The organism is Roseovarius gaetbuli (assembly GCF_900172365.1).
Classification (GTDB): domain Bacteria; phylum Pseudomonadota; class Alphaproteobacteria; order Rhodobacterales; family Rhodobacteraceae; genus Roseovarius; species Roseovarius gaetbuli.
In genome coordinates this window covers 102,376-114,395 of sequence record NZ_FWFJ01000001.1, presented here as the reverse complement: position 1 = coordinate 114,395, position 12,020 = coordinate 102,376, and the positions used below count along the sequence as shown (strand labels likewise).

General features: G+C 60.2%; 9 protein-coding genes and 1 pseudogene. 6 read left to right on the top strand and 4 right to left on the bottom strand.

Annotation, left to right across the window (positions count from 1 at the left end; translation table 11 throughout):
• Positions 1–117 precede the first annotated feature (117 nt).
• The gene (gene iscR / locus ROG8370_RS00545; RefSeq protein WP_085825137.1) at positions 118–579 is read right to left on the bottom strand and encodes a Fe-S cluster assembly transcriptional regulator IscR; all 462 of its coding nucleotides are present in this window, start codon (positions 577–579) and stop codon (positions 118–120) included.
• Between the two features lie 159 nt (positions 580–738).
• Between iscR and ROG8370_RS00540 the strand changes: the two genes are divergently transcribed.
• The 4 genes and pseudogenes from ROG8370_RS00540 to ROG8370_RS20845 form a co-directional block, all read left to right on the top strand.
• On the top strand, positions 739–1,392 hold the full coding sequence (locus ROG8370_RS00540; RefSeq protein ID WP_085825136.1) for an alpha/beta hydrolase: 654 nt from the start codon (positions 739–741) through the stop codon (positions 1,390–1,392).
• A gap of 14 nt (positions 1,393–1,406) precedes the next feature.
• Positions 1,407–1,679 (top strand): hypothetical protein, encoded by a 273-nt coding sequence (locus ROG8370_RS00535; protein ID WP_085825135.1) that lies wholly within the window; start codon positions 1,407–1,409, stop codon positions 1,677–1,679.
• Positions 1,680–1,920: 241 nt separating this feature from the next.
• Complete coding sequence (locus tag ROG8370_RS00530; RefSeq protein ID WP_085825134.1) at positions 1,921–2,496, top strand: PstS family phosphate ABC transporter substrate-binding protein; 576 nt, start codon at positions 1,921–1,923, stop codon at positions 2,494–2,496.
• Between the two features lie 351 nt (positions 2,497–2,847).
• Positions 2,848–4,506 (top strand): annotated as a pseudogene (locus ROG8370_RS20845) (putative bifunctional diguanylate cyclase/phosphodiesterase); the annotation flags it as partial.
• A gap of 200 nt (positions 4,507–4,706) precedes the next feature.
• On the opposite strand, the gene ROG8370_RS20840 reads toward ROG8370_RS20845, so the two are convergent.
• The gene (locus ROG8370_RS20840) at positions 4,707–7,130 is read right to left on the bottom strand and encodes a GcvT family protein (protein WP_085825131.1); all 2,424 of its coding nucleotides are present in this window, start codon (positions 7,128–7,130) and stop codon (positions 4,707–4,709) included.
• A gap of 320 nt (positions 7,131–7,450) precedes the next feature.
• On the opposite strand from ROG8370_RS20840, the gene ROG8370_RS00510 reads away from it, so the two are divergent.
• A complete protein-coding gene (locus ROG8370_RS00510; RefSeq protein ID WP_085825130.1) occupies positions 7,451–9,859 on the top strand; it encodes a GcvT family protein in 2,409 nt (802 codons plus the stop codon).
• 86 nt (positions 9,860–9,945) lie between these two features.
• Here the strand turns inward: ROG8370_RS00510 and ROG8370_RS00505 are convergent, their stop codons facing one another.
• On the bottom strand, positions 9,946–10,170 hold the full coding sequence (locus ROG8370_RS00505) for a DUF2842 domain-containing protein (protein ID WP_085825129.1): 225 nt from the start codon (positions 10,168–10,170) through the stop codon (positions 9,946–9,948).
• An 8-nt stretch (positions 10,171–10,178) separates the two neighbouring features.
• Entirely contained in the window at positions 10,179–11,474 is a 1,296-nt protein-coding gene (locus tag ROG8370_RS00500) for an adenylosuccinate synthase (protein WP_085825128.1), read from the bottom strand.
• A gap of 143 nt (positions 11,475–11,617) precedes the next feature.
• Here ROG8370_RS00500 and ROG8370_RS00495 point away from each other — a divergent pair, with 143 nt between their 5' ends.
• Positions 11,618–12,013, top strand: a complete 396-nt coding sequence (locus ROG8370_RS00495; RefSeq protein ID WP_085825127.1) for a DUF6524 family protein — start codon at positions 11,618–11,620, stop codon at positions 12,011–12,013.
• Positions 12,014–12,020: the final 7 nt, after the last annotated feature.

Genomic DNA, 12,020 nt, shown 5'->3' with positions numbered 1-12,020 from the left:
AAAAATACTCGCGCCGCAGGCCCAATTCAGCGCCCGGCAGGACGCCACCTTTAATAGCGCCCGCCAGGGCGCGCTGCCGCGACGCCGAAGGCGGCGCAACACCTCTCAGCACGGGGCTCATTCTTCATCCACCACTGAAAACAGATGCGGCACCGCCGGACAGGGCGCCAGCGAGTTGTCAACCACATCGCTAAGCCGGGTCTGATGCAGATAGACATAAACCTGCGCGCTCAGGCCTTCCCAAAGCCGGTTTGCCATGGATTGTGCCCGCGACCCGCTCGCGCCACCTGACGCGCCGGCGCCCTTGTGAAGCGCATCGACCGTCTCATCGACAGCCGCCAGAATGTCGGCCACCCTGATCTCTGACGCCGGCCGCGCAAGCCGATAGCCGCCGCCGGGCCCGCGCACCGAGGCCACAAGCTCGGCACGGCGCAATTTCACGAAAAGCTGTTCGAGATAGGGCAGCGAAATGTCCTGACGGCGCGACACTTCGCCAAGTGTCACCACCGCGCCCTGCGGCTGAAGCGCGATATCCACCAGCGCAACCATCGCATATCTGCCTTTTGTGCTCAGTTTCATTGACCCACTCCCCCGCGAACAGATTGACCTTACGCACCGCAAGGCTTATCTCCCTTTGAGCCATTATGGCCCTGGTCGCAATTTAGAACAGTTCTAAGGTGCTTGAGCGATTTCGTCAAGATTATCGCGCGCGCCTCACAGCAAGGATAAAGGGAACACATGCCCGAGGTAATCTTTCCCGGCCCAGAAGGTCGGCTCGAAGGCCGCTACCATCCGCAAAAAGAAAAGGACGCCCCGATTGCGATCGTGCTTCACCCGCACCCGCAATTTGGCGGCACGATGAACAACAAGGTAGTCTACAACCTTCATTATGCCTTTTATAACATGGGTTTCACCGTGTTGCGCTTTAACTTTCGCGGCGTCGGTCGAAGCCAGGGCGAATATGATCAAGGCGTTGGCGAGTTGTCTGATGCGGCCTCGGCGCTCGACTATCTGCAGTCGATGAACAACAACTCCAAACATTGCTGGGTCGCCGGCTTTTCGTTTGGTGCCTGGATCGGTATGCAACTCTTGATGCGTCGGCCTGAGATCACCGGCTTCATCTCGGTAAGCCCGCCGGCCAACATGTATGACTTTTCGTTCCTTGCGCCCTGCCCGGCCTCTGGGCTTATCATCAACGGCAGCAATGACCGTGTCGCGCCGCCTGCCGATACCACGGCATTGGTGAATAAACTGCATGAACAGCAGGGTATCACCATCACCCATGAAGAGGTCGAGGGCGCGGGTCATTTCTTTGAGGATCCGCATATGGATCCGATGATCGGAAGCGTGACCTCTTACGTCAAACGCCGTCTGACCGAAAACACGCGCTAAAGGGAGCAAACTCGATGGGTGTCACCGAAGATCTTGCCGATGAGCTGGCGCGCGACGTGATCAAGGCCATCGAGGTCACCGGCGACGAGGATCTTGTTGCCGATATCCAAAAGGTGCTCGGCGCCGGGTCACAGACCGCAGAAGAGGCCTTTTTGACCTCGGTTCGCGTGCGCCGCGCCAACATTAAGGCGCGCGCTTATCTGATTGAAAAGTTGAAGAAATTCAAAGCCGAGAAAGAAGCAGCGCAAACTTCGGGCGACGCGATGGACCCACGCGCTCTGCGTTAGCGCCGGGCACGCGTGGGTTTCACCCACCCTACGTTACACTTGACCGTCGTCTGTACAAATTACCAAAGCCCCTCGCCGAGCCCCCGGCGCGGGGCTTTTTGTGTCAACCGCGCTAATTTTCTCCTTCAGCCAAAGTGAAAACAATCTTCCACAGATTTCCGTCGTTGGGATCACATCCCTTTGCTGTTTTTTAAACCTTTGGCGGTTTTCTTGCCGGGTACACAAACCCAAGGAAACTCCGATGGCCAAGGATAGATTGCTGAGTGCCGCAAAAACCGCGGCAACGCTGGCGGTGGTGCTTTGTGGCGGCGTCGCATCCGCCGACACGCTGCGCTTCGGTGGCACCGGGACGGCCCTCGGAGCCATACGCCTCTTGGCCGAGGCCTATGAGACACAGCACCCGGATATGACCGTCGAGGTGCTTCCAAGTCTCGGAAGCAGTGGCGGCATCAAGGCCGTGATCGCCGAGGCGATTGATCTTGGGCTAAGCGCGCGGCCGCTAAAGGCGACGGAACAAGCGGCGGGCGCGCAGGCGAGGGGTTTAGCCCATACCCTTCTGGTCTTTGCCACGGCACGAGACAATCCGATCAACGTGATCACCACAAAGGCCATCGAAGGGGCATTTTCCGGGCATATCCTGCGCTGGGCAACTGGCGCGCCGATCCGTCTTGTCATGCGCCCCGCCGAAGAGGCCAATACCAAGATCCTGAAAGGGCTGTCCGATGGAATGGCGCTGGCGGTTGACCAGGCCCTTGAGCGCCCCGGTCTGATCAACGCAACCAACGATCAGGATAACGCCGACGCACTGAGCGGTTGACAGGCTCTCTCGGCCTTATCGCAAGGGGGCAGATCAAAACGGAAAAACGACGCCTCAAAGTCCTTAGGCTGGATAACACGGCGTCGGACGGCGCCTTTTCCGAAGGCCGGGCAGACGCGCTTTTGAAGTCCATTTACGTGGTTTCAAAGCAAACCTTGCCGCCTCAAGCCGCCCAGTTCCGGGATTTTGTCTATTCCGATCAGGCCCGCTATATCCTTCTGGCCCATGATTCCCCCCCCGCCTGGAAGTGAATTCAATGTTTGAGCAAAGCACCTTGACCCGAGAGATTGACCCGCGTGTCCTTCAGCTGACGACGTTTTTGCTTTGGTGCTTGCCATTGCTTTTGCCGTGATGGCGCCGGTTTTCTACTTTTACTTCGGCTATGAATACGCCCGCGGCAGTTCCAGCGCGCAGGCCAAAGTGAGTTCAAGGTCCGTCTCACAGATTATCGGGCGCAACCCTCAAATGTGGCAGTTCGAATCCCTGAGATTAAACGAAATTCTCGACGGGCACGAAAAGACCGAGATTCGCCGCCTCTATGACATTGACGGCGCACTGGTCACCGAGGTCGGCAATAGCGCCCTGCCCGGCCCGATGATCACGACCACCGCCCCGGTATTCGATGCTGGAATCAAAGCCGGCACTCTGGAGATCACACAAAGCCTGCGCCCGCTGGTCGAGCGCAGCCTTGTGGTCTTTTTATTCTCAAGCCTCATTGGAACCCTCATCTTTCTCGCCATGCGCACGCTTCCCCTCGGGGTCTTGCGGCGGGCGATGGATCACGCATCGTTTCTGGCAAGCCACGATCCGTTGACGAAACTGCCCAATCGAACGTTGTTCAACGATTGGCTCGACAACGCTGCCGTCGATACCGAGCACAGAGAACAGCCACTGGCCGTCTTGTGCCTTGATCTGGATCACTTCAAGGACGTCAACGATACCCTTGGCCATGCAGCCGGGGACGATCTATTGAAGCAAGCCACGGCGCGCATAAAGGCCCTGCTTGAACACAACGACTTTCTGGCGCGGTTGGGCGGCGATGAATTTGCCATCGTGCAGACAACCAAGGACCAGCCGCATCGTGCCACGCAGCTTGCCAGCCAGATCATCGCCGCGCTGGCACGGCCCTTTGATCTTGACGGGACCGAGGCCTATGTCGGTGTCAGCGTCGGCATCACGATCCAGAACGGTGACGAGCAAATCACGGCCGCGACCCTTCTCAAACAGGCCGATCTTGCGCTCTATCGCGCCAAGGGCAAATGCCGAGGATCGTTACAGTTTTTCGCCGAACACATGAACCAACAACTGCTGATCCGCAAACAGCTTGAGGGCGATCTCAGACGCGCCATTCCAGAGGGTCAACTTGAGCTGGAGTTTCAACCTCAGGTCAATCTGACATCCGGCAAGATGGTCGGTGTCGAGGCCTTGCTGCGCTGGAACCACCCGACCAAAGGCCGGGTGCCGCCGGATCAGTTCGTGCACCTGGCAGAAGAGACCGGGTTGATCATTCCGATCGGCGATTGGGTCATTCGCCAGGCCTGTGCCCAGGCAAGTGACTGGCCCGAGTTGAAATTTGCCGTCAATGTCTCTCCGATTCAGTTTCGCCAGGGCAATATCATCGAAACCGTCCGCAGCGCGCTTGATACCGAGGGGATCGACCCGAACAGGCTTGAAATTGAGATCACCGAGGGAATTTTGCTTCAAAACACCGAGGAAACCATCGCGATCCTGAGCGAGCTCAAAGCCATGGGCGTGCGCATCGCGATGGATGATTTCGGCACCGGCTATTCCAGCCTGAACTATCTGCGCCGGATCGAATTTGACAAGATCAAGATCGACCAATCCTTTATCGCGGGACTTGGCCGAAGCACCGAGGCGGATTGCATCATCCAGGCCGTCATTGACCTTGGCGCGTCGCTTGGCATGACGTCAAATGCCGAAGGGGTGGAAACCCTGGCGCAGGCGCGCAAACTCAAGCAACAGGGCTGCAAAGAGGTTCAGGGCTACTTTTTCGGCAGGCCAATGCCCTCGACCAGCATTCAGGAGCTTTTGGTTGATCACGACTGGATGATGCTTGCCGCCGATGACACGCACTCCCGCTCAACCGATAACTACCCTGCGGACGTCTCGCGCGCAGGCCCAATTAACGCCAGGGGTGATCCACCGGCGGCCCGGGTCCCCGCACCAGTGGTGCAGGGCCGTTGCCCTGATCAGGCCCGCAGACGCGCGCCGCTTGGGTCGAACGGTGGTTCATGCAGGATGCGCGCCTTGTGCGGGCGCCCCAGCACCATCACCTCGACCTCGTCACCGGGCGCGGCGCCTTTGACATAGCCAAGCGCAAGGCTCATCCCGACGCTATAGCCATAGGTGCCCGAGGTGACCCGGCCGATGCCCTTGCCATCCTTCATGATCGGCTCGCCGCCGGTGGCATCGGCGTTTGAGGCAGTTACCTCCGCCTCGTCCAGATGCAACAGCACAAGCGTCTCGCGCGGGGCCTTGGCAAGCACCTCTTGCACCGCACCCTTGTTGAGAAAATCCTTGTCCATCTTGCAAAGACCCGCAAGTCCGACCTCTTGCGGCCAGTATTCAGGGCTATATTCGCGACTCCACGAGCCATAGCCCTTTTCAACCCGCATCGACATCAGCGCTCGGCTGCCGACCGGCCCGGCGCCAACCTCTTTGCCCGCCTCGAGAAGCGCGTCGTACAATTGCGCCTGATCTTCGGTGGCGCAATGCAATTCCCACCCCAGATCGCCGGTAAAGCTTACACGCAGGGCAACACAGTCGACGCCACCAAGGGTAATGCGCTGCGAGCGCATGAAGGCGAAATCATCCGTCGCCAGTGACGCATTGGTCAAGCGCTGCAACATCTCGCGTGATTTCGGACCGGCCACGTTAAAGCCGCAGACCTCCTCGGTCAGACTCTCAAAGATGGTGCCCTCGGGCAAGGGCACGGCATCGAAAAACCGCTTGTGATAGCGCTCAGCCATGCCCGAGGAGATCACCCAGAATTCATCCTCGCCGAGCCGCGTCACGGTGGCATCCCCGGCAATCCCGCCGCGCACCCCGATCAGCGGCGTCAGGCAAGAGCGCCCCACCGCACGTGGCATCCGGTTGGCAAAAACCGCGTTTAGCCAATCCTCGGCGCCGGGCCCTTTGACGCGGTACTTGGCAAAGTTCGAGATGTCGATGATACCTGCCCGCTCGCGCAGCATTTTGCATTCCTCGCCAACCGACGCCCACCAGTTCTGGCGGGTAAAGCCGTTGGTATCAGCCGTGCCGGGCGCGCTCGCATACCAAAGCGGATGTTCCCAGCCGTAGTTAAGGCCAAACACCGCCCCCAACTGTTTTTGCCGCTCATATACCGGGCGGGTGCGCAGCGGTCGCCCGGCGCTGCGTTCCTCATTAGGGTAATGGATCGCAAAACGGTGGGCATATTGATCCTGCACCTTGGCCTTGACGAATTTTTTGTCATTTGCCCAAAGACCAAAGCGCGCGATATCCCAGGCGAACATGTCATATTCCATCTCGCCGGTGGTGATCCACTGCGCCACCATCAACCCCATGCCCGCCGATTGGCTAAAGCCCGGAATAATGCCACCGCACATGAAGTAATTCTTCAACTCGGGCACCGGCCCCAAGATCACATTGCTGTCGGGCGACCAGATCATCGGCCCGTTGATCACCCGCTTTACCCCCGCTTCGGCGGCCAGCGGCACACGGTCCATGGCGCGCATCACATTCTCCATGATCCGGTCAAGATCATCGGCAAAAAGCTCATGCGCGAAATCAAGCGGCGTGCCATCTTCGGCCCAGAACTTCATGTCCTGCTCATAGGCGCCGATCAAAAGGCCCTTGCCCTCCTGACGCAGGTAATATTCGCCATCGCGATCCGCAACCGAGGGCAAACGGCGGTCCATCGCGGCAATCTCGGCAATGGTTTCGGTCACGAAATACTGGTGCTCTGTCGGCTGCAACGGCACCTTGATCCCCGCGAGCGCGGCCACTTCGCGCCCCCACAGACCACCGGCATTGATCACCCATTGGGTCTTGATATCGCCCTTGGGCGTGTGCACGATCCATGTGCCGTCGGGCTGTTGCTCGGTGCCGGTCACGGGCGTAAAGCGGTTGATCTCGGCGCCCCTCTGGCGCGCACCGGCCGCATAGGCATTGGTCACACCCGACGGGTCGACATTGCCGCCATCGGGCTCCCACATGATACAGCGGATGCCGTCGAAATTGACCAGCGGATGAAGCCGCTCGGCCTCGTCACGGGTCACCTCGTGAAAATTCATCCCGTAAAGCTTGGCCTTGGCCGCCTGCAGGCGCAGCTGATGCTCGCGGTTCTCGGTCTGCGCAAGATAAAGGCTGCCGGGCTGAAACACGCCACAGGACTGGCCGGTTTCCTGCTCAAGGCTGTTGTAGAGGGTCATGGTGTAATGTTGCAGGCGGCTGATATTGGCGCTGTCATGCAGCCCGTGAATATTGGCCGCTGCGTGCCATGTGCTCCCCGAGGTTAGCTCGTCACGTTCCAGCAGAACCACATCGGACCAGCCAAGCTTGGCCAGGTGATAAAGGATCGAGCATCCGATTACGCCGCCGCCGATCACGACTGCCTGTGCATGGGTCTTCATGGGTCTTCCCTTGGCTTTATGTCCTTGCGCCATATTGAAGACCACGCAGCGCCTTTAATTGCCAGTCTCCGACATGTTCTGTCGTTGTGGTTCCATCTTCCGGCTTTTCTCGCGCGCGCCGATTCGCCTTCTTCTTAGTGTAAATACTCCGGGGAGTTTGAGGGGCAGCGCCCCTCATCAAAGCATAGGCAGCGCGGCGCAGCCGCTCCACCTGGAAAACCCAGGTCAGCCAAGACAAACGACATTATCTGTCGCAAATGTGCATGCACGCCCCCAACAGGGCTTCACTCTGAACCTAAAAACCCGCAAGGAGGCCCGCCATGAAAACCACCACCCGCGTCGTCGTGATCGGCGGCGGTGTCGTCGGCTGTTCGGTGCTTTATCACCTGACCAAGCTTGGCTGGTCCGATGTGATTCTACTTGAACGCTCCGAGCTGACCTCGGGAAGCACTTGGCACGCCGCAGGCGGGTTTCACACGCTCAATGGCGATACCAACATGGCCGCGCTTCAGGGCTATACCATCCGCCTTTACAAGGAACTCGAAGAGATCACCGGCATGTCCTGCGGGCTGCATCACGTCGGTGGCGTGACCCTGGCGGACAATCGCGACCGGTTTGACATGCTTTTGGCCGAGCGCGCCAAGCATCGCTACATGGGGCTTGACACCCATATCGTCACCCCCGAGGAAATCGCCAAAATCGCGCCGGTGACCAATATCGACGGCATCCTTGGCGGGCTCTATGATCCGCTCGACGGTCATCTTGATCCCTCGGGCACCACCCATGCCTATGCACGCGCCGCGCGGATGGGTGGCGCGTTGATTGAAACCCATTGCATGGTGCGCGAAACGAAACAGCGCGGCGATGGCACTTGGGACGTGGTCACCGACAAGGGCACCGTGCATACCGAGCATGTGGTGAATGCCGGCGGGCTCTGGGCGCGTGAAGTGGCGGCGATGGCCGGGGTTTACCTGCCGCTGCACCCGATGGAGCACCAATATATCGTCACCGACGAGATCCCCGAGATTTATGAGCGTGACGCGGAACATCCGCATGTGATGGACCCCGCCGGCGAAAGCTATCTGCGTCAGGAAGGCCGCGGCCTCTGCATCGGGTTTTACGAGCAACCCTGCAAACCCTGGGCGGTGGATGGCACCCCGTGGGAGTTTGGACATGAGCTCTTGCCCGACAACCTCGACAAGATCGAGGCCAGCATCGAATTTGCCTATCGCCGCTTTCCGGTGCTGGAAAAGGCCGGGGTCAAATCGGTGATCCACGGCCCCTTCACCTTTGCGCCCGACGGCAACCCTCTGGTGGGTCCGGTGCCAGGGATGCGCGGCTATTGGTCGGCCTGCGGCGTCATGGCCGGGTTCAGCCAGGGCGGCGGCGTCGGTCTCATGCTGGCGCAATGGATGACATCAGGCGAATGCGAGCGCGATGTAACGGCGATGGATGTGGCGCGCTTTGGCGACTGGATCACGCCGGGTTATACCCGCCCCAAGGTGATCGAGAATTACCAGAAACGCTTTTCCGTGAGCTACCCCAACGAAGAACTTCCCGCCGCGCGCCCGCTGCGCCAAACCCCGATGTATGACGTGTTTGACGGCATGGGCGCGGTCTGGGGCGCGCAATACGGGCTTGAGGTGGTCAATTACTTTGCCACAGGCGATGAGCCGCGCTTTGAAACCCCGTCCTTCCGCCGCTCGAACGCCTGGGAGGCGACGGCCCGCGAGGTTGCCGCCGTGCGCGGCGCCGTCGGCATCAACGAGGTGCACAATTTCGGCAAATACCTTGTCACCGGCACCGGCGCGCGCGCCTGGCTTGACCGGATCATGGCCGGGCGCATTCCCAAACCGGGGCGCCTGTCGCTGACGCCGATGCTTTCGCCCAGGGGCAGGCTTTGGGGCGATTTCACGGTGTCTTGTCTCAACGACGAAACCTTTCGGTTGACCGCATCTTACGGCGCGCAGGCGTTTCACATGCGTTGGTTCGCGATGAATGACGCCGAAGATGTGCGCGTCGAGAATGTCAGCGACCGCCTGAACGGGTTTCAGATCGCCGGGCCGAAAGCGCGCGAGGTTCTGGTGGCGGTGACCCGTGACCGGGTTGAGGAGATGAAATTCATGGACATCCACCGCGCCACCATCGGCATGGTCGACTGTCTGGTGCAGCGGGTCAGCTATACCGGCGATCTTGGCTATGAAATCTTTTGCGATCCGATGGCGCAACGCGCGCTTTGGGATGTGCTCTGGCGCGAGGGGCAAGCCCACGGCATGCGCCCCTTTGGCATGCGCGCGATGATGTCCTTGCGGCTGGACCGCTTTTTTGGCTCCTGGATGAACGAGTTTTCGCCGGATTACACCCCGGCCGAGACCGGCATGGACCGCTTTATCAGCTTCACCAAAGCCGCCGACTTCATCGGTCGCGCGGCGGCCGAGGCCGAGCGTGAGACGGGCGCGAAACGCAAGCTTGTCGCCTTCGAAGTCAAGGCCGAGGACGCGGATGTCAACGGATATGAGCCGATCTGGATCGAGGGCGACGTGCAAGGATTTTGCACCTCGGGCGGCTATTCGCATCACGCCGAAAAATCCATCGCCCTCGGGCTTGTTCCCGCAGATCAGGCCGTGGCGGGTCTGACCGCCGAGATCGAGATTTTGGGGGAGCGCTATCCGGCCACTTTGATCACCGAGCCGCTCTTTGATGCGGATGCTGTGCGAATGCGGGGCTGACAAGATTTCCGGCGCAGGCCTTTAGAGGCGCGCGCCGGAATTTGAGTATTTGGGCCAAGAAGAAATAGCGGTTGGGCGTCGAGCGATTATTTGTCAGGGCCGTCGGGATCGGCCTGACCGACGCCCTTGAAAACGAACTTGAACGGCAGAATCCAGACAATGCCAAGAGCGACATAGATCAAGAGTTCCAGCCACATGGCGGGCCGCTCCAGCAGGCCGATCACGCTAACGGCTGCCACCACATAGGCGGGCATTCCGATCAGCAAAATCACCAGAGACCAGCGGCGGCGCGCCTTGTAGCTTAGGGCCATGTTTGTCCTCAATCCGCGAAGGGGTCGGTCACGAGGATGGTATCCTCGCGCTCGGGTGAGGTTGAAAGTAGGGCCACGGGGCAATCAATCAACTCTTCGACGCGGCGGACATATTTGATGGCCTCGGCCGGCAGGTCGGCCCAGCTCCGTGCGCCTTCGGTCGAATCCGACCACCCCGGCATTTCCTCGTAAATGGGCGTGCAGCGGGCCTGTTGCTCGGCGGCGGTCGGCAGATAGTCAAGCCGTTTGCCGTCAAGGTCGTAGGCGACGCAGATCTTGAGGGTCTCGAAGCCATCGAGGACGTCAAGCTTGGTCAGGGCAATGCCGTTGACGCCCGAGGTGGCGCAGGTCTGGCGCACGAGGCAGGCATCAAACCAGCCGCAGCGGCGCTTGCGCCCGGTGACGGTGCCGAATTCATGGCCGCGCGTGCCAAGGCGAATACCGTCTTCATCCTCAAGCTCGGTCGGGAAAGGCCCCTCGCCGACGCGGGTGGTATAGGCCTTGACGATGCCAAGCACGTAGTCGATCGAACCCGGCCCGATGCCGGTTCCGGTGGCCGCCTGCCCTGCGATCACGTTTGACGAGGTGACGAACGGATAGGTGCCAAAGTCGATGTCGAGCAGCGCGCCTTGTGCGCCCTCAAACAGGATGCGTTTGCCGGCCCGGCGCTTTTCGTTCAGCAGCTTCCAGACCGGCGCGGCGTATTGCAGGATTTCCGGCGCGATCTCTCTGAGTTGGGCGATCAGCGCGTCGCGGTCGATCGGATCAATCCCAAGCCCCTTGCGCAGCGGATCATGATGCTGAAGCGCGCGATCCACCCGTGCCACCAGGGTCGCCTCGTCGGCCAGATCGGCCACCCGGACAGAGCGGCGCCCGACCTTGTCTTCATAGGCGGGGCCGATGCCGCGCCCGGTGGTGCCGATCTTGGTTCCCTTGCTTGCGACCTCTTCGCGGGCGCGGTCAAGCTCGCCGTGGATCGGCAGGATCAGCGGCGTGTTCTCCGCGATCATCAGCGTTTCGGGGGTGATTTCGACACCCTGCTTGCGGATCGAGGCAATTTCCTTGACCAGATGCCAAGGGTCGAGCACCACGCCATTGCCAATCACGCTAAGCTTGCCGCCCCGCACCACGCCCGAAGGCAGCGCATTGAGCTTGAAGACCTCGCCATCAATGACAAGCGTGTGGCCCGCATTATGACCGCCCTGAAAGCGCGCGATCACATCGGCGCGCTCGCTCAGCCAGTCCACAAGCTTGCCTTTTCCCTCGTCGCCCCACTGGGCACCGACTACGACGACATTTGCCATGATTATCCTCTCGGCATTTGGTCAAAACCGGAGCCCGTATAGCGGCGCGCAGCGGCGGGCGAAACCACTAAATCGCCGCAGCCCCTAGACAGGGGATGGCGCCTGCGGCAAATCAGGGGGGATTGACGGGAAAGGATCGACGGATGGGCTTTGTTTTGCGTTGGGCGATGGCCTTTGGCCTGTTGTCGGCGACGTTCAATCCGACCGAGTGGAATTACGTGACCTGGGCGCAGACGGGGTTTGGCGATCAGATGCCGCTGACCGTGTTGCTGGGGCTACTCTTGTTGGTGGGATATATCATTTACCTGCGCGCCACGCTGCGCTCGATTGGCGGCTTTGGTATGGGGCTTGTCATGGCCATCGCCGCAGCCCTGCTGTGGGTGCTTTACGACTATGGCATCCTGCGACTGGATAATCCGTCGGTCAACGTCTGGCTCGGGCTTCTGGCGCTGTCGCTGGTGCTTGGCATTGGCCTGAGCTGGAGCCACGTGCGCCGCAAGCTGTCGGGTCAGGCGGATATGGATGACGTGGATGAGTGAGCGGCGA

What these genes read in the sequence shown, in the direction of transcription:
- ROG8370_RS00495 (WP_085825127.1), top strand. Translation starts at nt 11,618, where the DNA reads ATGGGCTTTGTTTTGCGTTGGGCGATGGCCTTTGGCCTGTTGTCGGCG.
- ROG8370_RS00535 (WP_085825135.1), top strand. Translation starts at nt 1,407, where the DNA reads ATGGGTGTCACCGAAGATCTTGCCGATGAGCTGGCGCGCGACGTGATC.
- ROG8370_RS00540 (WP_085825136.1), top strand. Translation starts at nt 739, where the DNA reads ATGCCCGAGGTAATCTTTCCCGGCCCAGAAGGTCGGCTCGAAGGCCGC.
- ROG8370_RS20840 (WP_085825131.1), bottom strand. Translation starts at nt 7,130, where the DNA reads ATGAAGACCCATGCACAGGCAGTCGTGATCGGCGGCGGCGTAATCGGA.
- ROG8370_RS00500 (WP_085825128.1), bottom strand. Translation starts at nt 11,474, where the DNA reads ATGGCAAATGTCGTCGTAGTCGGTGCCCAGTGGGGCGACGAGGGAAAA.
- iscR (WP_085825137.1), bottom strand. Translation starts at nt 579, where the DNA reads ATGAAACTGAGCACAAAAGGCAGATATGCGATGGTTGCGCTGGTGGAT.
- ROG8370_RS00530 (WP_085825134.1), top strand. Translation starts at nt 1,921, where the DNA reads ATGGCCAAGGATAGATTGCTGAGTGCCGCAAAAACCGCGGCAACGCTG.
- ROG8370_RS00505 (WP_085825129.1), bottom strand. Translation starts at nt 10,170, where the DNA reads ATGGCCCTAAGCTACAAGGCGCGCCGCCGCTGGTCTCTGGTGATTTTG.
- ROG8370_RS00510 (WP_085825130.1), top strand. Translation starts at nt 7,451, where the DNA reads ATGAAAACCACCACCCGCGTCGTCGTGATCGGCGGCGGTGTCGTCGGC.